Source organism: Carboxydothermus pertinax, from assembly GCF_001950255.1.
GTDB lineage: Bacteria > Bacillota > Z-2901 > Carboxydothermales > Carboxydothermaceae > Carboxydothermus > Carboxydothermus pertinax.
On record NZ_BDJK01000018.1, the window covers coordinates 31,725 to 55,656 of the forward strand.

The 23,932-nt window shown below is 38.5% G+C and carries 22 protein-coding genes, 1 tRNA gene and 2 pseudogenes; 3 read left to right on the forward strand and 22 right to left on the reverse strand.

Annotated features, from left to right (window positions below; translation table 11 throughout):
- Nucleotides 1-75 (forward strand) — tRNA-Thr (locus cpu_RS06295).
- A gap of 143 nt (nucleotides 76-218) precedes the next feature.
- A complete protein-coding gene (locus cpu_RS06300; protein ID WP_075859189.1) occupies nucleotides 219-515 on the forward strand; it encodes a hypothetical protein in 297 nt (98 codons plus the stop codon).
- 156 nt (nucleotides 516-671) lie between these two features.
- Here the strand turns inward: cpu_RS06300 and cpu_RS06305 are convergent, their stop codons facing one another.
- From cpu_RS06305 to cpu_RS06340, 9 genes and pseudogenes are all read right to left on the reverse strand, one after another.
- Nucleotides 672-1,343: a M48 family metallopeptidase gene (locus cpu_RS06305; protein ID WP_075859190.1), complete on the reverse strand. Its 672-nt coding sequence runs from the start codon at nucleotides 1,341-1,343 to the stop codon at nucleotides 672-674.
- A 5-nt stretch (nucleotides 1,344-1,348) separates the two neighbouring features.
- Complete coding sequence (locus cpu_RS06310; RefSeq protein ID WP_075859191.1) at nucleotides 1,349-4,552, reverse strand: type I restriction endonuclease subunit R; 3,204 nt, start codon at nucleotides 4,550-4,552, stop codon at nucleotides 1,349-1,351.
- Nucleotides 4,553-4,578: 26 nt separating this feature from the next.
- Nucleotides 4,579-5,784: a restriction endonuclease subunit S gene (locus cpu_RS06315; RefSeq protein ID WP_075859192.1), complete on the reverse strand. Its 1,206-nt coding sequence runs from the start codon at nucleotides 5,782-5,784 to the stop codon at nucleotides 4,579-4,581.
- Nucleotides 5,777-8,221 carry a type I restriction-modification system subunit M gene (locus tag cpu_RS06320; protein ID WP_011343759.1) on the reverse strand — a complete coding sequence of 815 codons (2,445 nt, stop codon included), beginning with the start codon at nucleotides 8,219-8,221 and terminating at the stop codon, nucleotides 5,777-5,779. The genes cpu_RS06315 and cpu_RS06320 overlap by 8 nt, the downstream gene beginning before the upstream one ends.
- Before the next feature lie 163 nt (nucleotides 8,222-8,384).
- On the reverse strand, nucleotides 8,385-8,636 hold the full coding sequence (locus cpu_RS06325; protein ID WP_075859193.1) for a hypothetical protein: 252 nt from the start codon (nucleotides 8,634-8,636) through the stop codon (nucleotides 8,385-8,387).
- Nucleotides 8,637-8,775: 139 nt separating this feature from the next.
- On the reverse strand, nucleotides 8,776-9,510 hold the full coding sequence (locus tag cpu_RS06330) for a nuclease-related domain-containing protein (protein WP_075859194.1): 735 nt from the start codon (nucleotides 9,508-9,510) through the stop codon (nucleotides 8,776-8,778).
- Between the two features lie 128 nt (nucleotides 9,511-9,638).
- Nucleotides 9,639-9,773, reverse strand: a pseudogene (locus cpu_RS13460) (ATP-binding protein); the annotation flags it as partial.
- A pseudogene (locus cpu_RS13445) lies at nucleotides 9,762-9,963 on the reverse strand (IS21 family transposase); the annotation flags it as partial. The pseudogenes cpu_RS13445 and cpu_RS13460, both read right to left, overlap by 12 nt.
- A 143-nt stretch (nucleotides 9,964-10,106) precedes the next feature.
- Entirely contained in the window at nucleotides 10,107-12,182 is a 2,076-nt protein-coding gene (locus cpu_RS06340; protein ID WP_075859195.1) for a DUF262 domain-containing protein, read from the reverse strand.
- A 224-nt stretch (nucleotides 12,183-12,406) separates the two neighbouring features.
- Here cpu_RS06340 and cpu_RS06345 point away from each other — a divergent pair, with 224 nt between their 5' ends.
- A complete protein-coding gene (locus cpu_RS06345; RefSeq protein WP_075859196.1) occupies nucleotides 12,407-12,667 on the forward strand; it encodes a MoaD-like domain-containing protein in 261 nt (86 codons plus the stop codon).
- A gap of 74 nt (nucleotides 12,668-12,741) precedes the next feature.
- Here cpu_RS06345 and cpu_RS06350 read toward each other — a convergent pair whose 3' ends face one another.
- From cpu_RS06350 to cpu_RS13940, 13 genes are all read right to left on the reverse strand, one after another.
- Nucleotides 12,742-13,158, reverse strand: coding sequence for an Hsp20/alpha crystallin family protein (locus tag cpu_RS06350; protein ID WP_075859197.1), 417 nt, complete (start codon nucleotides 13,156-13,158; stop codon nucleotides 12,742-12,744).
- Between the two features lie 287 nt (nucleotides 13,159-13,445).
- Nucleotides 13,446-14,156 carry a rhomboid family intramembrane serine protease gene (locus cpu_RS06355; RefSeq protein WP_075859198.1) on the reverse strand — a complete coding sequence of 237 codons (711 nt, stop codon included), beginning with the start codon at nucleotides 14,154-14,156 and terminating at the stop codon, nucleotides 13,446-13,448.
- 642 nt (nucleotides 14,157-14,798) lie between these two features.
- Nucleotides 14,799-14,984: an aspartyl-phosphate phosphatase Spo0E family protein gene (locus cpu_RS06360; RefSeq protein WP_041537639.1), complete on the reverse strand. Its 186-nt coding sequence runs from the start codon at nucleotides 14,982-14,984 to the stop codon at nucleotides 14,799-14,801.
- Nucleotides 14,985-15,102: 118 nt separating this feature from the next.
- Nucleotides 15,103-15,861, reverse strand: a complete 759-nt coding sequence (locus cpu_RS06365) for an acyl-[acyl-carrier-protein] thioesterase (protein WP_075859199.1) — start codon at nucleotides 15,859-15,861, stop codon at nucleotides 15,103-15,105.
- A gap of 46 nt (nucleotides 15,862-15,907) precedes the next feature.
- The gene (locus cpu_RS06370; RefSeq protein ID WP_234970201.1) at nucleotides 15,908-17,134 is read right to left on the reverse strand and encodes an MFS transporter; all 1,227 of its coding nucleotides are present in this window, start codon (nucleotides 17,132-17,134) and stop codon (nucleotides 15,908-15,910) included.
- Nucleotides 17,135-17,212: 78 nt separating this feature from the next.
- Nucleotides 17,213-18,814, reverse strand: coding sequence for an MDR family MFS transporter (locus cpu_RS06375; RefSeq protein ID WP_075859201.1), 1,602 nt, complete (start codon nucleotides 18,812-18,814; stop codon nucleotides 17,213-17,215).
- Nucleotides 18,804-19,220, reverse strand: a complete 417-nt coding sequence (locus tag cpu_RS06380) for a MarR family winged helix-turn-helix transcriptional regulator (protein WP_234970202.1) — start codon at nucleotides 19,218-19,220, stop codon at nucleotides 18,804-18,806. Before cpu_RS06380 ends, cpu_RS06375 begins: the two co-directional genes overlap by 11 nt.
- 203 nt (nucleotides 19,221-19,423) lie before the next feature.
- The gene (locus cpu_RS06385; RefSeq protein ID WP_075859203.1) at nucleotides 19,424-19,828 is read right to left on the reverse strand and encodes a copper chaperone Copz family protein; all 405 of its coding nucleotides are present in this window, start codon (nucleotides 19,826-19,828) and stop codon (nucleotides 19,424-19,426) included.
- 108 nt (nucleotides 19,829-19,936) lie between these two features.
- Nucleotides 19,937-20,425 (reverse strand): methylated-DNA--[protein]-cysteine S-methyltransferase, encoded by a 489-nt coding sequence (locus cpu_RS06390; RefSeq protein ID WP_256445531.1) that lies wholly within the window; start codon nucleotides 20,423-20,425, stop codon nucleotides 19,937-19,939.
- A 91-nt stretch (nucleotides 20,426-20,516) separates the two neighbouring features.
- Nucleotides 20,517-21,437 carry a cysteine synthase A gene (gene cysK, locus cpu_RS06395; RefSeq protein WP_075859204.1) on the reverse strand — a complete coding sequence of 307 codons (921 nt, stop codon included), beginning with the start codon at nucleotides 21,435-21,437 and terminating at the stop codon, nucleotides 20,517-20,519.
- A gap of 125 nt (nucleotides 21,438-21,562) precedes the next feature.
- Nucleotides 21,563-23,185 carry a chaperonin GroEL gene (gene groL / locus cpu_RS06400; RefSeq protein WP_075859205.1) on the reverse strand — a complete coding sequence of 541 codons (1,623 nt, stop codon included), beginning with the start codon at nucleotides 23,183-23,185 and terminating at the stop codon, nucleotides 21,563-21,565.
- Between the two features lie 23 nt (nucleotides 23,186-23,208).
- Nucleotides 23,209-23,493, reverse strand: coding sequence for a co-chaperone GroES (gene groES / locus cpu_RS06405; protein ID WP_075859206.1), 285 nt, complete (start codon nucleotides 23,491-23,493; stop codon nucleotides 23,209-23,211).
- A gap of 110 nt (nucleotides 23,494-23,603) precedes the next feature.
- On the reverse strand, nucleotides 23,604-23,932 hold a 329-nt coding region (locus cpu_RS13940; RefSeq protein WP_234970203.1), incomplete at its 5' end, for a hypothetical protein.

The window sequence follows — 23,932 nt, forward strand, 5'->3', positions numbered from 1 at the left end:
GCCGATGTAGCTCAGGGGCAGAGCAACGCACTCGTAATGCGTAGGTCGTGGGTTCGAATCCCACCATCGGCTCCAGGAAAATCAAGGCCTCCAGGGTTCGCCCGGAGGCTTAATTTTTTAACGAACCATAACTTCGCAGTAAAAATTTTTTGTTTTTAATTTTTTTAAAATATGGTATTATTTTTTTGTAAGAATTCTAATATAGAGCAGGTGATTTTATGTCCGAAGAAAGATTTAATAAGCTTGAAACACAATTAGACCATATGGCAAGAATGATTACCGAATTAATCCGGATTGTAGGAAATACTAATGCTGCTGTCGAAGAATTACGAAGTGATGTTAACGAACTTAAAAATGACGTTAACGAACTTAAAATTTCCAACCAGCAAATCAAAGAGGAAATTGCGGAAATTAAAATCACGCTAAAGGAACATGGAGAAAAGCTTGATTACGCCCTTTTAAAATTACTAAATCACGATGTAAAACTTCACAATCTTAAAATAGTTCAACCTTAATTATTAAAATCCTTGAGTTTGTTGCATGGTTTAATTGCCAAATTCCCCTATAGGCTACACTAGATATTAAAGCCTCCGGAAATTCCCCGGAGGCTTTAGTATGTACGTAAACATCGTTTTTAACCCTCAAAGCTTAAAGTAGGATTTAGACTCCTGTTAAATTTTTAAAACATACCCGTTTTCTTTTAGCCATTTTTCGTGCTTTTGGTAGTCAGGCATTAAAATCTTAACTTTAGTCCAAAAAGCTTTACCATGATTTTTCTCCTCTAAATGCACAAGTTCATGCACTACTACATAATCAATAACCGGCAAGGGGGCCATAATTAACCGCCAGCTAAAATTTAAGTTGCCCTTGCTTGAGCAGGAACCCCATCTTCTCCGGGCATTGGTAATCTTTATTCGGGAATATTTATAACCGCCCATCTTAGCATAAAACTGTACCCGTTCAGTTATCTTGATTAAAGCTTCCTTCTTATACCATTCGGTAAATACCTTTTCTGCCTGCGGCAGTGCTTTCTTTGCAAGATAAAACGCATTTGCAAATTTAAGAGGCTCGATCTGGTCTTCCACTATCTGAAGTTTATAATACTTTCCAAGATATAAAAAGCCTTCACCGTTAACAAACTCTTTAGCTCTAACTTTTGGGTCCCGGGCTTCCACTTCTTTTTTCTTTTTAATAATCCAGTCGTAGTGCTTTCGAATAACCGCAAAAATGGTGCTTTCACTTACTCTGTAAGGCGCTCTAACTATTAAAGTAGCGTTATCGGTTATTTCCAGAGCAATGGTCTTTCTTTTGGTGCGAATTATTTTTTCAATTTTTATATCCATGTTTTTCACTTCCCGTAGTGATAATAGGCAAGTTCCAGGAGTTTTTGCGTTATTTCGTTTCTTTTATTAAATATTACTTTTGCTAAGCTATCGGCATGATAGGGAGCAGGATTTTCAGCAACACCCTTACCGGCAGAAGCTTTTGGAACTAATTTCTGCAGCAGGTGGTTTCCTACATAGGTTTTTAACCGCTTTTGCTTGGTGTAGCTTTCCCAGAAGTCAACCGCTTTGGTCTCTCTCTTAATTATTTCAATTACGTCTCTGGTTAAATCAACAAGGAAATTAACTTCTTCCTCACTCAGCTCATTAAAGGCTTTCTGCCCAAATAACTCCTTTTTCAGCAGGCCAAAAAACGGCATTTCTTTCTTAGGTTCAAACCCAAAGGTATTTTCTACTTCCCGACCCTTTTGAATTTCCTCCCTAAATCTTTCTAACTCTTCGGCAAGTATTTCCCACTTTTCGTGATATTCTTCCAGCAATCTTTTTAATCTATCGGAAAATCTTTCATATAGCTCCGGGTCTTCTTCAAAATGATCAACAATATGTTCTTTAATAGCCGTTATCAATTCCTGAGCTTTAACTTTAGCTGGCTTTCCTTTTAATTTATTTAAAAATTTATCATCTAAAAGCGGGGTTGGCGGAATTTTGGGGTCGATTCCCTTGGCTATTATGTACTCTTCTACGATCTCCCTTATTTTCCGGCTGGCATCGCTTATGCTTAATTTACCGTCGCGATAACGATTTCGGGCTGCTTCTTTGATAAAGCTTAATATCTTTAAATCGGTTAGATATTTTAAGGCCTCAGCATCCGGAAGAACCGTATCCATCGCCCGATTGAAGTTTCGAACCAGCATGATAAATTCATTTCTGATTTTTTCGTCAACTAAAAGGTCAATGCAATCATCAACCTGATACCTCCAGTCTTTAAGGCCATTTTTCGCAAAAAATTCTTCGAGCTGTCTATGGGTATAATGCAAATTAGCAATACTTTTTGCTTTATTAATAACAACCTTGGAGATTTCGGCTAAATCTTCATCGGCATAAATTGCCAGCGCTTCTTCTAAATGATTTAAAACGCCAACATAATCCACCACATAGCCGCAGGATTTGTTTTTGTAAACCCGGTTTACCCGGGCTATGGCCTGCAGTAAGTTATGACCTTTTATTACATTATCAAGATACATAACCTGTTCTATCGGAGCATCAAAACCGGTAATCAGCATGCTCTGAACTACTAAAATACCTACATCCCCCGATATGCCACTCTCGTTAACTTTACCAAAGGGAAGGCGAAAACTCTGGATTATTTTTTCGTGCTCCACCGGATTGGTATAGGGCTGATAGATAGCTTCATCGTTCTGTTTACCGGAGATTACGACTCCTACTTTTAACTTTTTTAGCGTCCCCAAGTCTACTTTCTGGTTCTGGCTCTTTTCCAGCTCAGCAATTTTTTCTTTCAAGGCGTCTTCTAAGGCCTTTTTATATCTTACTGCAGCTAAACGTGAAACAGTAACCACCTGGGCTTTAAAGCCATTAGGGAAGATATGCGTCACATAATGGTCGATCATGTCTTTTGCTTTATCCCTGATTACTTCTTCTGCTTCAAGATAGGCCTTCCAGGTATATTTGCCTAAGATTTGGCGTTTTGTCTCCTGATCAGCATCCCGAAAGACATCCTCAAACCTGGCATTGGCCGCTTCTTCATCGGAAAGTTCGGCACTGTGGACCCGGCCTTCATAAACTATTTCTACCGTAACCCCATCGTCTACTGCCTGCCGGATGCTGTATTTGTCTATGTACTGGCCAAATTCTTGCTCAGTCTTATCAATCGGAGTTCCGGTAAAAGCTATTCTAACCGCATTGGGCAAGGCTTTTCTTAAATTGGCTCCTAAAAGCTTGTACTGAGTGCGGTGCGCTTCATCAATCATTACCAGGATATCGGGCGATGTATTTAATACGGGAAACTCCCGTTTTAAATCCCGTTCCTGAAACTTATGCACCATGGCCATAACCAGATCGGGAGTGTTGGTTCTTAAAAGCTGTTTAAGTTCATCGATGCTTCCCGCAAGATTTACAGTAAAGCCAACGCTTTTTGAGGTGTCTCTTAACTGCTGTTCTAATTCTTTCCGGTCGGTTATAAAAACTATCTTGAAACTTCCAAATTCCGGCTGGTGGTACATTTCCCGGACCATGTACATCATGGTCAGCGACTTTCCCGACCCCTGGGTGTGCCAGACAATCCCGCCCCTCTCTGCCGGAGTTTTCCCCTCTTTTAACCGTTTAACCATCTTTTTTACAGCTCTAAACTGCTGATAGCGGGCAACTACTTTGATTACACCGCCTTTGGAGTCTTCTTTAAAAATGGTAAAGGTGTGCAGTAAGTCGAGGAAATTCTGTTTTGAAAGCATCCCGTGAATTAAAAGCTGCTGACTGGTTACGCTGCCTTCGGGATTTACTTCGGACATGGTATAAGGATACGGGTCTTTCCATTCTACAAAATGTTCAAAGTCCGAGGTAATGGTACCGTATTTGGCTACCTGATTGGAAGTGGCAATCATAAAAACATTGTACCAGAAGAGTTTTTCGTTTCCTTCTTTAACTCCTCGCCGGTTGGAGTAGCGCAGGAGCTGGGTTATAGCTTCGGTCAGGGGATCGGCAATCGCCGGGGACTTGCACTCCACAACCACCAGAGGTAAGCCGTTTACAAAGAGAACGATATCGGGAATAATATGTTTTTCTGTTCCCGGAATGTTTACTTTATACTGCGATACAGCTAAAAAAGTATTGTTTTCCGGATTTCTAAAGTCAATAAATCTGACCGTAGGGCTTTTTTCACCGGTCCTACGGTTTTCGGATACAGAGGTGTTTTCTAAAAGTAAATCATGAATCTCCCGGTTGATTTCCAAAAAGGAATTGGCCTGAGGAGTGGTAATCTTCCGCACTACCTCATTTATCTGGTCGTCCATAAGCCAAGGATTAATTTTTTTCAAGCTTTCTTTTAAAACGCTTTCTAAAACTACTTCTTTAAAGCTTTCTCTGAACTTAAACGACTCACCAAAAGCTGGTTCAAAAGCTTCAGTAAACGAAGTAATCTCTTTTAACTCTTCGGGATTATCTTTATTTTGCCGGTATACCTTCCAGCCCAGCCTTAGAAGCTGGGCTAAGAAGGGATTTTCTACATAATGCTCCTCATCAAGCTTACTGTACATTTAGAAAAGCCTCCCAAACCAAATACTTAAAGCAGGGAATTAACCCTGACCCGCCCGGTCAGTAAATCTTCCATCAGGCCTTTTTTAATCCTTTCAAGCTTTTCTTTGTAAGCCTGTTCTTTTTCAATGGCTTCGTCAATTTGAGATAAAACTGCAGCAATGCGTTGTTGTTCGGGAAGAGGGGGAAGAATAAATGTACTAGAATCAATAATTATTTTGCTTAGATTAGGTTGCCCAGAACCCTGTAAGTTTGAAAGAGTTCTTTGCATAAAGTTAGTAAGTACATAAAATAAAAATTCATTGTATAATAGATTTTCATTTGGAATTTTTAAAGCAAGAACTGCTTGGTTGGTAGCCATATTATTTTTAATTATTCCCACTTGACCAGCAGTAGCTCCATACATTGCAACAACTACTGTATTCGCACGAACAATTTTGGCGTTTGAAAATCTAAGACCCTTTTTCGTTATTTTTTCTTCTGTATCAAAAATATATTTTTTATTTATCTCCCCAGACTTAAGCCATCTTATGTTTCCTCCATAAAATTCAGGCTTTTCTCTGCTTGGAGTTCCACCTGCTGAAGAATCTACTACTTCTCCTAATTTCACAACTTTCCACTCTTCCGGAATTCTCCCCAGGGGAGAGTCCTTAAATTTATGAGTTTTTTCATCCCTTATCTGCCAGTTTTCGTCAATACCTTTTGTCAATAAATCCTGCATTAACCCCTGTTTTAAGCGTTTATATTTTTCAATAATAGCGTCAGTTTTTTCGATGGCATTATCAACAGTTTCAAGGACTTCGGCGATTTTTTGTTGTTCAGATAATGTTGGCAATATAAGTTTAAAATCTCTAATTATTGGTAATCTTAAGGACTTTACAGTCGAACCAACAGCATTTTTTGAAAAGTACCCACGATAGTAAAAAATTGTATAGTATAAATACTTGCCACTAACTTCTTTTTCAAAATCAAAAATAGCATAAGTTCGCTGATGTAAATTAAATTTTCCATCAAAGTATTTTGGAACAAACTCGACACCTTCACCAGGTAATATAACTGCCTCACAATCAAAAATATAGTTGTTAATTAACTTGACTTCACCAGACCTATCAAATAAAGGATACATTCCATTTTCTACAGCATCTTGTACGTTGCTATTTCCTGTCTTTATAGAACTAAGATAACCCAGCTTAACCCTTTTCCATCCCTCTGGCACTTTTTTATCCTCATTCATAGTAACACCCCAGTTTTTGCAGAAACTCATTTAGCTTATTTACTTCTTCATCTCTTGCTTTTGTGAGTTCAGAAAGCGATACATTATACTTGTCCCAAAGATTTTCAAAGACTTTGACGATTTCTTTCTTTTCCGCATTTAGATACTTTTCAAGCTGTTTATCGATAAGTTCATAGAATTTTCCCAAAAGTAGTTCTTTAACTTCTTCCTCGGTTAAGTTTTCTTTTCTTCTGGAAACTTCATTTTCAAGATTTTTTTCTTTTTGCGTTTTTTTGCTTCGGGCATTTTTAATTTCTTTTTCTTTTTCAGCTATTTTAGCCAATAACTCCTCCCATCTTTTAGCTTCTTTAATTGCCGATTCGCTCTTATTTTCTTTTAATTCTTTTACCAGCTCTTTTAGATGATTTTTTACTTTGCTTGCCGTTTTCTCTCCCTGCTCTTCTTCATCCCATTCTTCAACTTCATCTAAAAGTTCATTTAGTTCGCCTTCTACTTCCGCAATTTTACTTTCCAGTTCTTCTATTTCTTCGATTTCCTTCCCGAAATATTTTTCCTTAATCCTTTCATCATTCACCAGGTTTTTATTCCAGCCGGTAGCAGCTATACTCTTAAAATCATAAAGAAGTTCTTCCCACCAGTTCACGAAAACGCCGGCAATTTTAAATTCATCAAGAGTTCCAAGAGGCAAAAGCTTTTCCTTTAATTTATTCAGGGCAGCGTTTCTAAAACTCCAGAGGTTATTTCTTCCGTAAAACTCTAAAATCTCCTGTTCTACTTCCTGCCACCAGTTTAAAAGCATTTCCTTATGTTTTGCTATGGTATTTTTCACTTCATTAGCATTTTCAAGGACTTCTCTTATTTGACTTTTTTCTGTTATTAAATCATTAAACTCTAAATAATGCTCATCTTTTTTTTCTAAAAGAATAGCGTAAGAAATCCCAAATTTTTTAAACTGCTCTTCATACCTTCTTACTTCCCGTAAAGGTACCCCACCGGTAAGATGGGCCCGCACATCTTCTATCTCTGGCTCTGGAGAATTATCTACATATCTTCTGATGTTAAGATTAAAGTCATTTTCTTCAATTTCTTTTATATCCACCAGTCTTGAATAGCCAGGTATTTCCTTTTTCTCATCAAAAACATTTACAATTTTTTCGATATCTTCAGGGCGTAAGAAGTTTTGATTTCTTCCTTCGCCATATTCCCGGTCGGCATTGATAAATAAAATTTTATTTTTTAAATGTTCGGGTTTATTTTTATTAATCACTATGATGCAGGCCGGAATCCCGGTATTGTAAAAAAGTTTAGGCGGAAGCCCAATGATTGCTTCAATTATACCTTCTTTAACAATCCCTTCCCGAATTACCTTTTCCTGTCCGCCCCGGAACAAAACGCCGTGAGGCATAACGGTGGCCATAATCCCATCATCTTTTAAGCTGGCAATCATATGCTGTAAAAACATTAAGTCAGCTTTTTTGCCGGTTTCGGGTGTAAAACCGTATTTAAACCGCTCCGGATACTGCATGTTTGCCCGGGTATAATTTTCGGAAAAAGGAGGATTGGCCAGCACCCGGTCAAAGCGCTTGATATACCCGTTTTCTAAAAACATCGGAGTGGTTAAAACATCTTCATTTTCAATATGGGCATCTGAAATACCGTGTAAAATCATGTTCATTTTACAAATCGACCAAGTGAGTCCATTTAACTCCTGCCCATAAAGTCCTAAGTTATAACGATCCTGCCCTTTCTCTTCTACATAGTGAAAAGCTTCAATCAAAAAGCCTCCCGAACCAACCGTCGGGTCGTAAACGGTCATGTTCTCGCCGGGTTTAACCAGCCTTACCATCAGTTTTTTGACACCGGCAGGAGTATAAAACTCGCCGCCTTTTTTCCCGGCCGAATCAGCAAATTCTTTTAAAAGATACTCATATGCTGCACCCAACAAATCTGGAAACTCAAAGCTTTCCGGAGTCAGAGTGTATTTATTGAAGTGATGGATAAGGTCAATTAACTGCTGGTCTTTAAGCTTTATTTTTCCTTTGGTAGCGTTGAAATCAATATGCTTTAAAACCCCATCTAACTCAGGATTTGCTTCCTCTAAAGCAGAAAGCGCTTTATTCAACTGGTTTCCTACGTCCTCTTTTAAGTTAAGTATGTACTCCCAGCGGGCTTTTGGAGGTACATAAAAAATATCGTATGAATTGGGGTCTTCCGTTAATTCTTTAATTTGTTCATCAGAAAAGCCTAAGTTTTTATACATGTTTTCCAGCTCTAATTTCTTGGCAGCAAAAACATCTGAGGTATATTTTAAAAAAAGCATACCAAAGATGTATTCCTTGTATTCGGAAGCATCCATTTTTCCCCGCAAAATATCTGCTGCTTTAAAAAGATGGGTCTCTAACTGCGCTAAAGTTATTTTTTCAGTTGCCACTGCCATTAACCTCACCCTTAAACTAGTATGTTGCCTGTTTTTATTTTTTCGTCAAAATATATTTTTTTCTGCAATTAAATAAGTCTTTATTTAAGCTTTCTGCTTATCTTCAATAGCCTCAGGAAGGGAATCATGTCTACAATGCAAGATAAAATTTACACCTTACCTTTCACTTATTTTCTTCATTTTTCTGCAAATCCCTCTTTTTGTGACATTCTTTTACTCCAGCAAAAACGAAAAAACACCGCTCTTCAATTCTTTGACTTGGAAGCGGCGTTTTATATATTTTTGTGTTTAATTGTGATTTTTTCTTATACTTATTGCTGCAACCATTAACGGTGGTACGAAATCTTTTGTGATACCTTTCAGGAAGCACTAAAACTGCCACAGCATCTTCAAAACCAGCTTCTAAAATATCCATGGCCTTAGCCGCCTTAGCTTTATACTCTTGAAGTTCCTACTTTTTCAAAAGCCAAATTCCCATTTTCATTACTGTATTAATTACTTTTTTACCAACCATTATGCTCTAAAAATACCCGTTCCCCGGGTACCAAAAATTTTTATTCTTGTTTTATCACGGTCAAAAAACTAACAATTCTTTTTATTGCCTCATCACTTAACTGTACCTTATTTTCGTTTATCGCATCTATAAGCCATTTTTTATTTACAATACGAACCCCTTTTACTGGCTTGTCAATTTTTACAAAAGCATTGGTAAACACGATAATTGGGTTTATAAAGGGTGTTTTTTCTAAAAGCCCGACCATTCGTTCTTTTAGCCAAAATGTTTGCCCCAGCACCTGCTTTAAAAAATCTTTCTCCAATTCCTTCGAATTCAGAAGCAGTTTTCCTTCCTGAGATAAAGTTACTTCTCCTGAATGGCTCTTGGTTTCAATAATAAATATGCCAGTCGGCCCAACAACAATGTGGTCAATGTTTCCCATAGGACAGGGAAAGTCGTTAAAAACTGTATAACCTTCTGGCAATTGCCCGAGTATTTCAGAAATTTTCTCTTCAGCTTTTGCTCCTTTAAGAGCCCGGTTTATTGGCTGGTCTACCTCTTTGGAGTCTGTTGCAATCATAAATACAGCTATAAAAACCCCAATACCTACTCCCGCAATTAATAGGCCAAAAAGGTTCACCCAGTAAGAATTAAATAAAAGTATTTTACCGGCAAATTTCAACAAAAAACTCCCTGCCAGAATAAACCCAAGCAATGTACCATAAATTATTAGTGTCCTTTTTTCAGCCATTTTTCTGGCCCCTGACCCAGCTTTACCAACCTGTTTAGCCATCCTGACTATGCTCTCCTTTACCACAGGTTACACAATTTACAAGTCTTATATCCCTTTTATCACCTGCTCCATACTAAAACAAGTGTCAATAGCAGATTTAAATTGACCCACCCTGGCTTTTTTTAAAATTAAGCTTTGACATGTGGATTACCGTAGAGACCGGTTTTTAACCTCTCCTTTAGGCGGTAGCGGTTCCCCCTTATGTTGATTATATGGGCATGGTGTAATAGCCTATCCAACACTGCAGTGGCACGCACCAGATCAATAATGCGACCTCCGGTGTAGTCTTCTTTCCTTGATTCTTTCATAAATGACTTCGCAATTGAATATCCCCAGATTCATGAGCTCTTGAATAGTATCTTTGTATGGGTCAAGCTTTGACCCTCTTTTGGGTTGCGGCTTCCTTTCAGGAATGCCCTCTGCTCTGAGGTATTTTCTTACCGTGTTTCTATTTTCGGCTTTTTTAATTATTTCCTTTTTTACATGGTTACATATCAATTTGGCTTAATCAATTTTTAAGATATTTATAATTTCATTAACATCAAGCATTTGATTTTCATTAATAATTTCGTCCAATGCTTCTTTTAGTTCAGGTCTTAAGATCCAGAAAAATTTATTTTTTCTTTTTTATGCTTAGCTCCTAAAAAAGGGATGTGCCAATAGTTGTAATTATTTGGTTTGTTTTTTTCTTTTGGTACTTCAATACCAAAATGTTCAGCAATTCTTTTACCCAATCTTGAAGCAATGCTGTTTAAGTATTGATAATTTTTTCCTATCTCATCGGCTAAGTTCGAAGCAGTTTCGCATTGAAAAGGCTTTGTATAAATCATTAAAAGTAATGCTAAATCTTTGGTTGTAGTTATATTACTATTTAATAATGCTTTTTTCCATTGGTCTTTGGTGATATTAATCGGATCATTCCACTCAATTCTTTTATAAGGTCTTGGCAGTTCTGTAATTATTCTAACTGGCGTTCCCCCCTCAACATTTTTTAAAAACTTATTTTGAACTAGCATGTTTATGAGGTACTTCTGCCGCTTTTCTAAAAGTTCTGGAGTCCAATCTTCGGTATTTTCTATAAATATCTTACTTGCTTTAAAGGCATCTACCCGCCCTCGCAGATATCTTTCTTTTTTCTCCTGAAAGTCAAGGTTGCTTAATTGAGAATTTTTCATTTTACCTATCAAAACCAGGTTAGCCAGACGATTAGTCCACTTCTGCCTTTCTTCTAAGCTAAATATTTGCACCCATTTACTATCTGGTTTGGGATTTTGCGGTAAAACATGCTCGACTGAGATTTTCTTATAACTACTTAAATGGGCTGTTTGGTCATTAAAAAGATATTCGATTTTTAAAAGTACATACTTACAGTAAGGCTTCCTATAAAAGTTTTCATCATTAAGATTGCGCTGTAATTCTTCAGCATCAATTAAAAAAACACTGCTGTTTAAAAGCTTATCAATTTCTTCCTTTTCGGTATCTTCAATTTCTCTTAAGATTTTATTTACTGCTTCTATCCGTTCCGTGGGTGTTTTCTGGCAAATCCAGTCACCAGCAAATTTATATTCCAGTTTGCGTAGAAATTCTAAGAGTTTATCTGTGGGGTGGTATTTGTAGTAAAAATATAAAAGCGGAGGTACCCAGTCATCCGAAGGCAGTCCAATTTTCATTATGGTAATTAAGTTTTTGTAGTCATTGGGAAGGCTGTCTTCGGAAAGCTCAATAATTTTTTCGTAGATATTTTGGTAAGTTTTCAACAGATCAATTGTTTCTTTTCCAAGCTTGAGTTTTCCTTTACCATAAATGTTATTTTCAAATTCATTTAAAAGGTTTGCTCTGGCTTTTTCTTTAACAAAAATCGTCCTTATAAAAGCAAGAAAACGGTCAAATTTTTCCCCAAAATATTCTTCTAATTCTTCCCATTCCCGGGCATATTTACGCACTTCGTTTTCATCGCTAATTGCTCCGATATTTTTTGATTTTAAGATGTCAGCGTTAGTGAGAGGTATCCCCCGATCGTTTAAAATAGTAAATAGTCTAAAAGCATCCTCGGTATTATCTGTTGATACAGAAATAAATAGAGCTTTGTTTAATATAAATTCGACAAACTCCTCGATTTTTGTTTTTTCCTGAAAAAGTTCGTTCATTAAGAGAACGGCTGAGGCCATATTCGAGATAGAAGGATTTTCACTTTTTCTGTATTCCTCAAGCTTTTCTTTTTCTTTTGTTCCACCAATTTTTATGATGTACTCCTCAATGAATTTTTCAACATCATCCCTAATCTTAAATACCATTCTTTTGCGGGATGGAATTTTTTTAAGTTTGTTTTCTTTTTGGTAAATAAGCTCCTGCAAAGTATCCTTATATTCCGTTTCAGCTATCAAGTCTCTTAACACAGCAAACATCAAGAAAAATGTTGTCAGCCGTTGCTGACCATCAAGCACTTCATATTCAGGATAATCTTTTGTTTCAGTCTTTTTAAGTACCAGTGAACCTAAAAAGTATTCGCTATCCTGTTTGTTTGTAAAAGCATAATAAAGATCATCTATAAGCTCGACAATATTTTCATCTTGCCATACATATGGCCTTTGGTATTCCGGGACTAGAAACCAAAATTCATGAGAAAATATTTCTACTAATTTTTTCTTTACTGCGTTAATTTCTCCCGGCATTTTTACCACCTCATAAAGTATTTATATAGAACTTTATTCGTCATTTTCTACTTTTTTCCTTCATTTTTTACTTGATTACATCTGGTGCATAAATGGCAATCACATTCACTGATGTTTGAGGATAAAGAAGAAATATTTTATACTATCAATAAAGATTTAGCTTAAGCAAATGTACCGTTCCTGTTCTGCATACGGAAATTAATACTTTCAAGGAGTGACAAAGTGTGGAGCAGTTTTCCTACGAAATTGATAGCGGGATAAGTTTATCAGAAATCGAAGAGTATTTTGAGAATATCTGTGAGAAAAAAGAAGGCAAACATAAGTATACTGGTAAGGGATGGGTAGTGGAGCTTGTTCCTGAAAAACCGAGGACTTTTGGAAAGATATCCTTACCACGTACACGAATTATTTTTAGCGGCAATAAGGAAATCTGTAAAGAGCTAATTAAAAATTACAGAAAGAAGTTTTTAAGAGTGGGAGGATGATAATAAGGTTTATTACAAATTTTGCTTTAGGCAATAAAAAACCCCGAAGCCTTAAAACTTCGGGGAGAGGAGGATTATTGGATATCCACTTTAAATCCTCGCAGATTATCCTGTGCCTTCTTGAGCCTGATGTTTAAAATGCCGTTTTTATATTCAGCAGTTGCTTTAGCAGGTTCTACTTCTACCGGCAAGTACACTACTCGCTCAAAGCTGCCTGTAAATATTTCCTTGCGATAGAATTTATCGTTTCTTGCTTCTATTTCATCTTTAACCTGTCCTTTAATAATTAGATGATCGTTTTGGACATACAGCTCAATCTGGTTCTTATCTTCTATGCCAGGGAGTTCTGCCTTAACTAATATTTCATCGCCTTCATCAAGAATATCTACCCTTGGGATTGATACACCTCTACTAATCGGTGCAAAGGCTTCGGCAAACAGGCGATTTAAATCTAACACTTCTCTAAAAGGATCAAATCTTCTCATAAGCATGGCTACCACCCCCTGTCATAGATTTTTAGGTTTTATTTTTATTTTAACTTTCCTTGACCTTCCACTTATAATTATTGACCTTCTCTGACTTTCAGGCAAGAGTAGTTATTTTTGAAAAATAAACGTTATCGCTGTTTATTGCTGATTAAAATTATATATAAATCATTTGCTAAATATTTCTTGGTATTTTATTTCTTTCCTCTTATTGACGTATTTCCGCCAAATACTTTATAAGCACTTCCTCAAATTTTACTGCAGTTCCCCAGTAAGAATCAAAGAATAATTTCCTAAACAATAAAATAGTTGTCGAAGTAAATAGTCCTTTTTCGCCATTTATACTTTGGACCCACTAACATCCCAAATAAAAAACCTCCGATATGGGCCCACCATGCTATTCCAAACCCAAAAACTGGGCCAAATAAAGTTAAGATGCCATTGGATAGCTGCGAGATATACCATAAGCCAATATAAATAAAAGCCGGAACGTCAATAAAAATTGGGATAAAAATTAAAAAAAACAAAGTCACAATTTTAGCCAAGGGAAAAAGGACAAAGTACGCCCCCATCACTCCGGCAATTGCTCCCGAAGCCCCAACTGCAACAATGTCCGAAGTAAAATTAAATACGTAATGCACTGTCATTGCTACAATCCCGCTTAAAAAATAAAACAATAAAAATTTTAAGTGCCCCAGGCGGTCTTCCACATTATCCCCAAAAAGCCAGAGAGCCCACATATTGCTAAGAAGATGCATAAAGCTTCCATGTAAAAACATGCTGGTAAAGAGGGTTACTCCACTCCAAACTATCTCTGACAATAAGCCTTGTCTTAATCCTTCGGTCAGACGTAGAGGAGTAAAACCAAAGGTATGCAAAAAAAGCTCGCTCGTCTCCCGGGAAAGGGAAATTTGAAAAATAAATACAAGCACATTGGCCAGGATTATTAAAATTGTCATCACCGGAAATTTTCGGCTCGGGTTTACATCTCTTAAAGGTATCATCTTTATTCTCCTTTTCTCTTTACTGAGTTAATTTAAATTGGAGGCTTTAAACTCGAAGGGTAGAGTTAAATATTTCGCCGTCTATGTGTTATTTACCTTCATTTTGACCCAAATATTTGAGTTTTTTCAACCAAACCGGTTTCGAAACTTTCAACCTTTCGACGGCAAACATACCATATACACACAAAAGCCCCCAGAGCATTAACTGGAGGCTTTGCTTCATTTTATTTTTTCTTTGCTAAAATACCGTGATATTTTGCAAAAAGGTTTTTTGGCTTCCCTAAAATACTCTGCAACTGTCTTCTATGCTAAGTTATTTAGAAAAATAGGTGCCAGACTTATTTGCGAGTTCACAAAATTATCATTAAATTCATCTCTGCTAACTTATGAGTTACTAAATTAAAAGTTAGTAACTCATGAGTTAGTAACATTATAAATTTCCATTGTGTTTATGGCAAAATAAAAGTACAAAGTTTGGCAAGGTAAAAGTGCAGAAAAAGTAATAATAAAAATGCCATAGCCAGCAGTCCTAAAATCTAACAATATCTTGTTAGTACAACTAATTCAAAAAAGCTAATCTCATCTTTTCCAGCTACCCCGCAAAGGATAATCTTAAAAAGCCCGTAAAACCGGGCTTATCTTTTAAGTATTTTCTTTATTCGTACTTTTTAGAAGCTTATAATATTCTATTAAAATCCTGTCTAACTCCTGACTTTTCTTTACCACTTCGGGATTGGTTAATTCCGCTACCTCATCTATTAATTGAGCCAGTTCTGCCTTTAATAACTCAATTGTTTTTAGTAAAATTTCAATTTTTTTATTTTGCAAAAATACCACCTCCGGGCTTATCCTGCCCAAAAGGAGGTGGTTTGATTCCACTTTTCCAGACAAATTTTAAAAGCGAGCGATTTATGTCCGAAGAAAGGTTTATCAAGCTTGAAGTTCGTTAGCTCAATTTCTCATTTAAAAACCAGACACTTTCCAAAAAGCATAGTTCCGTTTCATCTTCATCTACAATCTTATGGAGACTTACAATGGTTTTCTGTTCAGAAAAAATTCCGGTTAATACTCTTACAGTTTTACCATATGTTACTTCTTTCTCGTATTTAACTTTAAGCCTTTTGAGACTATAATTTGAGATAATTTCCAGAGGCACAGTATCTAAGGCCCATACCACATATTTTACATTATTGGCATGACCATTAGAGTCCAGGTCACTGTACCTTACCTCAAACTGCTTTTCAATATCAATACTCAAAAGCTTTTGTGGTTCTTCAATCGGCAGAATATTATTATTTTCATAACTCACGCCATATATCCCGTACAGATAGTCGTTAATTTTTACCGGCCTTCTTTTTTCGGTATTAATTAGAAGCCACCGAGAATTGGCCTTGGCAATTTTGATTTCATCTTTATCATATATTTCAAACCATCTATAGGCAAAAAATTTATTGAAAGAATGCGGGGCTGTTCTTACTAATACTCTTTCATTAAACCTTGGATATCTATCTACTTTTATATCCCAGTTCATCAGAACCCATCCGAGATTATTTTGCGTTAAATAAGCAATTCCTCCCAAGTTTTCGCTTTGGACAAAGGCTATATCGTTAAAATAATTGATGAGGCTGGTGATTAGGGTTCTCTTTTGATAGTCTACATCGTAATAAGGAATTCGGTATTCAAGCTCAAAGATATTAGAATTCATCTAACGGCTTCACCTTCCTGCTGTTACGAATCATTCAAATAAATAACTACTCCATAGTTTTCGAACTCCAGGGAAAATACCGTATAAGTATTAAGGCCAGGACAAATCCTCCTACGGCCAGGATGTTTAAAACATGAAATACCGCCGGCACTCCCAGGTGGTCAGCAAGCACCCCAAGTAAAGTTACTCCCACTCCTCCCATGCCTACACCAAAACCCATAGTAAAGCCGCTGGCAAGTCCTTTTCTGTGGGGTATAAGTTGCTGCCCGAGCACCACCGTGGTCGAAAAGGTACTGATTAAAGTTGCCCCAACCAAGGCAAGTAAAACAAAGTAGACAAAACCGTTGTTAGTACGGGAAAAGAAGAAAATTAGCGGAATTAGTAATGCCATAGAACCGGCCATTACCTTCGGCGCCCCTAAAATATCCGTAAGTGGTCCTCCCAGCAATGTACCAACGGCACCAGCAAGTAAAAATACCGAAACAATGTAACCTGCTAAATGGGGATCCCCTTTTAAATAATCGGTATAATACAATGGCACGTACGTATAAAGACCCGCATGCATCCAGGTACGAAAAACAATGTATAAAAGAAGAAGGAAAAAAGCAGCAATGGTTCTTTTTTTACTTTCAGCCTTTATCTCCTGCCCGGATCCCTGACCACTTCCTCTTGCTTTTTTCTCCACCACTTCGTCCCGAAGAGAATTAAGGCGCGGCCAGGAAAACAAAAATAATACCGCTATTATAAAGCTTGGCAGTAGGAAGAAAACCGTTGCCTTTAAGCCCCCTTTGCTTAAAAGCCAGGCCATATATATCGAACCCAAACCAAAACCTAAATTGCCACCCACCGAAAATACAGCCATTCCTCTTCCTTTGCGCATACCGCTGGCCAGATTGGCTACGCGGGAGCCTTCAGGGTGATAAGCTGCAACACCAACGCTTGCAATTGTAACTACAATTAACAGTAAATAAAACCAGGGCATACGGCCCGTAACCGCTACACCCACTCCGGCCAGCAAACTCCCTAAAGGCAATAACCACCTAGCTGAACGCCTATCTGCAATATATCCAAAAAAAGGTTGAATAACGGACGATGCTATATTTGACATTAATACTAAAAGACTGGTCTTAGCATAGCTAAGGGCAAAAGCCTGTTTTAAAATCGGTAGCAATGCCGGCAAAGCCCCTTGCGCCATATCCGTAACCAAATGCCCTAAAGACAAAAGCAAAAGCACCCCTATATTTGCCTTCTCCGATTTTGCCGTTTTTTCCACCAGTATAACCCCCTCGCTGCCTTTTTCCATAATAGAGCCAAAAAGCCCCAGGTTTTCCCCGAAGGCTTTTTTACTTATTTATTCCGCTCCACTTTCCGCCGGTTTTTCTTTGGCAATTACTCCTCTTGGCTTTCTTTCAACCTTAATATTATCCATAAATAAACTTATAACAATGCCCGATAATACTATAAACATTGCTACAAAAAATACCAGGTGAATAGATTCCGCCAGAGCGTGTTTTAATGGCGGAATTATGATGTTTTTTAATTGGGGTGGAATCTTCTCTAACACTTCCGGTCTTAATAACGTATTAAAAAGCCCTTGAGGGTCGGTTTTGGCTTTCTCCAGAAAACTTGCAAAAGGTCCGGTAGTTAGGCCTGGTATTTTTTCCACCACCGGCAGAAAATCTTTCTTTAAAAGCTCAATGGAGCGGTGGTTTAGGACCACCCCAAAAATTGTTACCCCAAAAGTTCCACCAATACTTCTAAAAAACTGGGTTGCCGAAGTCGCTACTCCCCGCTGTTCCGGTGGGAAAGCATATTGCACTGCAATGGTTAAGGTCGGCATCACCAGCCCCAATCCCAAGCCCAGGACTATTATATATAAGGTCACCATCAGGCGGGTGGTATCTACAGTCATAGTGCTTAGGAGATAAAAACCTAGAGTCATTAAAGCCATACCGGCAGTTAAAAGATTTCTAAAACCAACTTTGGCAACTAACTGGCCGCCTAAGATACTGGTAAAGACCATAGCAAACATCATTGGTATCATGGTATTACCGGAGTTGGTTGCCGAAATCCCTAAGACTCCCTGCATAAAGAGGGGTAAAAACATGATAGCTCCAAACATACCAAAGCCCATTAAAAAGCCGATTATATTAGAGATGGTAAAAATCCGGTTTTTAAATAGTCCTAAACTTAATATCGGCTCCGCGGCCTTTTTTTCGACCCCAAGGAAAATTACAAAAAACACCAGCGAAGTAATAAATAAACCAACTATCTGCCAGGAGTTCCAGGGGTATTCTTTGCCGCCCAAGCTAAGCCCCAGTAAAAGAGAAGCTACAGAAATAATCATCGTAACGGCGCCGGTAAAATCTATTGGCGCATTAACTTTAAGCCTTTTCTCACCGGCCAATCCAATAAAAACGGTAATTGCCGCTAAAATTCCTACCGGTAAATTAATATAAAAGACCCAGCGCCAGGAAGTATGGTCTACTATCCAGCCCCCCAGAGACGGCCCAACAATCGAGGAAAGCCCAAACAAGGCCCCCATAACGCCCTGCCATTTGCCTCTTTTATCCGGCGGGAAAATATCCCCTACGATCGTCATCGCCATGGGCATTAAGATACCGCCACCAATGCCCTGCAGACCGCGGTAAATAATAAGCTGGGTCATGTTTTCACTGGTACCGCATAAGGCAGAACCTAACATAAAAAGGCCAAGGCCAGATACATACATAATACGCCGGCCGTAAATATCCGCAAGTTTTCCGGCAATGGGCACAAAAGAAGTGGAACTTAACATATAAGCGGTAGTAACCCAGGATAAAATATCAAGGCCGCCTAATTCCCCTATGATTCTTGGCATGGCAGTACCAACAATCGTCTGGTCCAAGGACGAAAAAAACATGCCCAACAATAATCCGATAAGTAAAATTTTTCTCTTAGAATCAGTTTCCATCCTTTTTAACCCCCTCTTTGAAATAGCGTATAACTTTATTTAGTAGCTTTATTAACTCTCTACTGTCTTCTTCACCTAAAAAGCCTACCAATCCATAAAACCGTTCAAAAAACTCTTTTTTGCCCTGTTCAAGAATTTCTTGACCCTTTTTTGAAGGTTTGACCAAAACTATCCGCCGGTCTTTTAAATCCCTAACCCGCTCAATATAGCCGCCTTCTTCTAAAGAATTGAGCATGTGCGTAACTGCAGCAGGAGTAATTTGCAACCGTGCTCCTAAATCGGAAACCTTAACTCCCTTATCACCCTGGGAAATCATCTCCTGCATGGTAGCAAGTAAAATAAATTCACTCTTTTTAATGGCAAAACGCTGCCCGTGAAAACCATCGCCTCTTTTAAATTGAATCACAGTACGAATAAGTTCTTCGGCAAGCTTTAATTTTTTATCATCTTTAATAATAATCTCACTCCCTTACTTTTTATTAGCTAAATATTTTACTCACTAAAGTATTTATCATTTTAAACTTTTTGTCAATATTTTAAGGCCACAATTTACATTATTTTAATCATAAAAAAAGCTTCCAGCTAAGACTTGGAAGCTCAACAATTTCATTACTGCTGTCGTAACTCCTTTACATATTCCTCAATTACCTTGTGGCAACAACGCCCTAAAGGGTTTTCGGTACGACAGCGCCCTCCACCACAAGCTCCCGTTAGCGCAAAAATTGCCTTTAAATCCGGGCCAACTTTTTGGAAGGCTTCTTTGATTTCCCGGCGGGTAACTTTATTGCAGTAGCATAAATAAACATCGTCACTGCTATCTTTGTACCATAACTTTGGATATACATCACTTACCAGGTAAGTATTACCGCCAAAATAAGCGACCTCACAATCAGGATTGGTACAAGCATAGTATACTCCCTTTTCAAAAAAAGCTTTTAAATCTTCCTTAAGTAAATTATAAACCGTATCCAGGAAAACTTGAGTGCCCGGGTCTCCACATTTAGGACAATTCATTTTAATTCCTCCATTTTATTTTTAATTATACCACAAGGTAAAACCCCTTTTTTGTCGAATATTTAAAAAAAGAGCCAAGATTAGAAGCCCAAAATTAAAAACAGGCAATTATGCCTGCTTTTCCATTTGGAGCATTTTTTCTTTTAAGGTTAGTCCTCCAGCAAAGCCACCCAGACCGCCTCCAGCGGCCAGTACCCGGTGTCAGGGAATTATTACCGTGATTTTGTTGGTCGCCATTGATCTCCCCACGGCTCGAGCAGCTCCCGGGCGTCCTGCCCGCGCGGCTAATTCGCCGTAGGTTATCGTTTGCCCATAAGGGACCTTTAAAAGTTCTTGGTAGACTCTTTGAGCAAAAGGGGAAGCCCAGCTTAAATCTAAAGGCAACGATGAAAAATCAACTTTTTCACCGGCATAGTAACGTTTTAGTAATGCGGCAGTCTTACAAAATAAACTTGATTTACCGGGATTGAAATCAACTCCGATTTCTGCCAGTGCGTCTTTTGCAGTAGTTTTGGGGAGGGAAACAGCGTAAATGCCCTTTTTTGATACTGCCAAAGCAACATAACCAGAATCGGTGGTAATAATATCACATTCCATAAAAATACCTCTTCTGGAATTTAGTAATTTGAAAGTGGAGTTTGGAAAATACTTAAAATAATCCAATTGCTATAATAATACCATAAAAAGTTTAGCTGAACAAGGGAGTAGAAAGATAACGTTCTCCAGTATCGGGTAAAACGACCACGATGAGCTTTCCTTCATTTTCCGGGCGTTTTGCAACTTCCAGGGCTGCCCAAAGGGCTGCTCCCGAAGAAATCCCAACTAAAACCCCTTCTTCCCGGGCAAGCTCTTTCGCAGTAGCAAAGGCATCTTCATTTTCTACCCGGATTATTTCATCAATTACGTCCAAATTTAGCACTTTAGGTATAAAACCGGCACCAATTCCCTGAATTTTATGGGGTCCCGGTTTACCTCCGGATAAAACCGGTGATGCCGCGGGTTCTACCGCAATTATTTTTACTTCAGGTTTTTTAGCTTTTAAAACTTCTCCTACTCCAGTAATTGTCCCACCGGTACCGACACCCCCTACCACGATATCAACTTTCCCATCGGTATCTTCCCAGATTTCCAGGGCTGTAGTTTGACGGTGGATTTCCGGATTGGCAGGGTTTTCAAACTGCTGGGGAATAAAAGATTTTGGATATTCTTTAGCAAGTTCCAAAGCTTTATTAACTGCCCCGGTCATCCCGAGCTCCCCTGGAGTTAAAACGATTTCTGCCCCATAAGCTTTTAACAGCATTCGCCGTTCCACACTCATGGTTTCGGGCATGGTAATGATTAAGCGATAACCCCGGGCAGCAGCAACCATAGCAAGGCCAATCCCGGTGTTGCCCGAAGTAGGCTCAATGATCACTGTATCTTTATCTAATAGCCCTTTTTCTTCGGCCGCTTTGATCATATTGTATGCAATACGGTCTTTTACACTACCTCCAGGATTAAAATACTCCAGCTTTGCCACCACAGTTGCTTTAGCATCTTTGCTCACCCTTTTTAGTTTAAGTAAAGGTGTTTTTCCTATTAGCTCCGTAATATCTTGATAAATCCGCATTTTAATCACCTCATTTTTAGTATTGTTTTTTTAATTTAATTATATTAATTCCTACTATTCCTGTCAACTATTATGTTTTTATAATCAACAAAAAACCGGAGCTTTTTAGCTCCGGTCCAACGTGCTTACATCATATCCATGTTGGGCATTTCAGGGGCTTTCTTTTCCTTTTCCGGCTTTTCCGCCACTAATGCTTCAGTGGTTAAGAGCATAGCAGCAACGGAAGCAGCGTTCTGAAGAGCGCTCCGGGTAACTTTTGCCGGGTCAACGATACCAGCGGCAATCATGTCAACATATTCTTCGGTAAGAGCGTTGAAGCCATGACCCACCGGTAAGGTCTTAACTTTTTCAACGATAACAGAGCCTTCTAAACCAGCATTGATAGCGATTTGCTTTAAGGGCTCTTCTAAAGCTTTCCGGACGATAGCAATACCGGTCTTTTCGTCACCGGTTGCGGTCTTTTCGAGTTCTTCTAAAGCTCTAATGATTTGGATGTAAGTAGTACCGCCACCAGCAACGATACCTTCTTCTACCGCCGCCCGGGTAGCATTTAAAGCATCTTCAATGCGGAGTTTCTTTTCTTTCATTTCAGTTTCGGTAGCGGCACCCACTTGAATAACAGCTACGCCACCAGCGAGCTTAGCAAGCCGTTCTTGGAGTTTTTCCCGGTCAAAGTCCGAAGTGGTTTCTTCGATTTGCTTCTTGATTTGGGCAATCCGCTTTTCAATGGCTTCTTGGGAACCTTGGCCACCAACGATGATGGTTTCTTCTTTCTTCACCCGTACTTGTTTTGCCCGGCCAAGCATGGAGAGGGTAGCGTTTTCCAGCTTGAAGCCAAGCTCTTCGCTTACAACCTGACCGTTGGTGAGGATAGCAATATCTTCAAGCATAGCCTTTCTCCGGTCACCGAAACCAGGAGCTTTAACGGCAACACAGGTGAAGGTACCGCGGAGCTTGTTAACAACTAAGGTAGCAAGTGCTTCCCCTTCCACATCTTCCGCAATAATTAAGAGGGGTTTTCCCGTTTGCACAACTTTTTCTAAAATCGGTAGTAAATCAGCAATAGCGGAGATTTTCTTATCGGTAATGAGGATGTAGGGGTCATTTAAAGTAGCTTCCATCTTATCGGCATCGGTAATCATGTAGGGGGAGATGTAACCCCGGTCGAAGCTCATCCCTTCTACTACTTCTAAAGTAGTGCCAAAGCCCTGGGACTCTTCAACGGTAATAACCCCGTCTTTACCCACTTTTTCCATAGCTTCGGCAATTAATTTACCGATTTCCTCGTCGTTTGCGGAAATAGCTGCTACTTGTGCAATAGCTTCGGAGGTTTCTACCGGTTTAGCGATAGCCTTAATTTCTTCTACAGCCTTAGCAACAGCCTTTTCAATCCCTTTTCTTAAAATCATCGGGTTGGCACCAGCGGTTACGTTCTTTAAGCCTTCCCGGATGATTGCTTGAGCTAAAACGGTTGCAGTAGTAGTACCATCACCAGCTACATCATTGGTTTTAGTAGCAACTTCCTTTACAAGCTGAGCTCCCATGTTTTCTACAGGATCAGCTAATTCAATTTCCCGGGCAATAGAAACACCGTCGTTAATAATTTGCGGTGAACCAAACTTCTTTTCTAAAACAACGTTCCGGCCTTTGGGGCCAAGGGTAACTTTTACCGCATCTGCCAGAGCGTTTACGCCTCTCTCTAGAGCTCTTCTGGCATCTTCTTTAAATAAAATTTGTTTACCAGCCATTTATACCCCTCCTTTTATCATTTTTATTCTAAAATCCCAAGGATGTCGCTTTCCCTTAAGATTAAATACTCTTCCCCATCAATTTTAACTTCGGTACCGGCGTACTTGCTGTAAAATACCCGGTCTCCAACTTTTACTTCCATGGGTACCCGTTCGCCGTTATCTAAAATCCGGCCGGAACCCACGGCTTTTACTTCCCCTTGCTGGGGTTTTTCCTTAGCAGTGTCAGGAATGACAATACCGCTCTTAGTCACCTCTTCGCTGGGAAGTGGTTTTACCAAAACCCTGTCATGAAGCGGTTTAAACACGTTAACCCCTCCTTTAGAGTTATTTTTTCCTATGTATTGTTAGCACTCACTTCGATAGAGTGCTAATACCAAGTATTATAATATAAAGAGAGCCGGGGAAAAGCAAATTTTTAAATTAGGCATTTTTTAGGCATAATGGCTGATTTACTCCAATTTTTTTGGATTATTTTTCCCAATCTCTCGTTTGTTACTCTTTGTATTGTATTATGTCTGTTAATTCCTAAAACCAATCCATTAATTAAGTTTTTCCCTCTACTTCCGGTTTTATACATAAAGTCGGTTCTTAAACTTACGTGTAAAGGGCAAAAATAAGGGACGGTTCTCATATTGCCGTCTAAACGTAAATATAAGAACCGTCCGAGAGGACTGAAAAAGTAACATTTTTTAGGCGCAAATTGGCTTTTTATAGCTGTAAAATCTTCCTTTAAACAAATATTTA

Bases quoted from the DNA above. Each gene is read 5' to 3' on its own strand.
- cpu_RS06300 (WP_075859189.1), top strand. From the start codon at position 219: ATGTCCGAAGAAAGATTTAATAAGCTTGAAACACAATTAGACCATATG.
- cpu_RS06305 (WP_075859190.1), bottom strand. From the start codon at position 1,343: ATGGATATAAAAATTGAAAAAATAATTCGCACCAAAAGAAAGACCATT.
- cpu_RS06310 (WP_075859191.1), bottom strand. From the start codon at position 4,552: ATGTACAGTAAGCTTGATGAGGAGCATTATGTAGAAAATCCCTTCTTA.
- cpu_RS06315 (WP_075859192.1), bottom strand. From the start codon at position 5,784: ATGAATGAGGATAAAAAAGTGCCAGAGGGATGGAAAAGGGTTAAGCTG.
- cpu_RS06320 (WP_011343759.1), bottom strand. From the start codon at position 8,221: ATGGCAGTGGCAACTGAAAAAATAACTTTAGCGCAGTTAGAGACCCAT.
- cpu_RS06325 (WP_075859193.1), bottom strand. From the start codon at position 8,636: ATGGATATTTTAGAAGCTGGTTTTGAAGATGCTGTGGCAGTTTTAGTG.
- cpu_RS06330 (WP_075859194.1), bottom strand. From the start codon at position 9,510: ATGGCTAAACAGGTTGGTAAAGCTGGGTCAGGGGCCAGAAAAATGGCT.
- cpu_RS06340 (WP_075859195.1), bottom strand. From the start codon at position 12,182: ATGCCGGGAGAAATTAACGCAGTAAAGAAAAAATTAGTAGAAATATTT.
- cpu_RS06350 (WP_075859197.1), bottom strand. From the start codon at position 13,158: ATGCTTATGAGAAGATTTGATCCTTTTAGAGAAGTGTTAGATTTAAAT.
- cpu_RS06355 (WP_075859198.1), bottom strand. From the start codon at position 14,156: ATGATACCTTTAAGAGATGTAAACCCGAGCCGAAAATTTCCGGTGATG.
- cpu_RS06365 (WP_075859199.1), bottom strand. From the start codon at position 15,861: ATGAATTCTAATATCTTTGAGCTTGAATACCGAATTCCTTATTACGAT.
- cpu_RS06375 (WP_075859201.1), bottom strand. From the start codon at position 18,814: ATGGAAACTGATTCTAAGAGAAAAATTTTACTTATCGGATTATTGTTG.
- cpu_RS06385 (WP_075859203.1), bottom strand. From the start codon at position 19,828: ATGAATTGTCCTAAATGTGGAGACCCGGGCACTCAAGTTTTCCTGGAT.
- cysK (WP_075859204.1), bottom strand. From the start codon at position 21,437: ATGCGGATTTATCAAGATATTACGGAGCTAATAGGAAAAACACCTTTA.
- groL (WP_075859205.1), bottom strand. From the start codon at position 23,185: ATGGCTGGTAAACAAATTTTATTTAAAGAAGATGCCAGAAGAGCTCTA.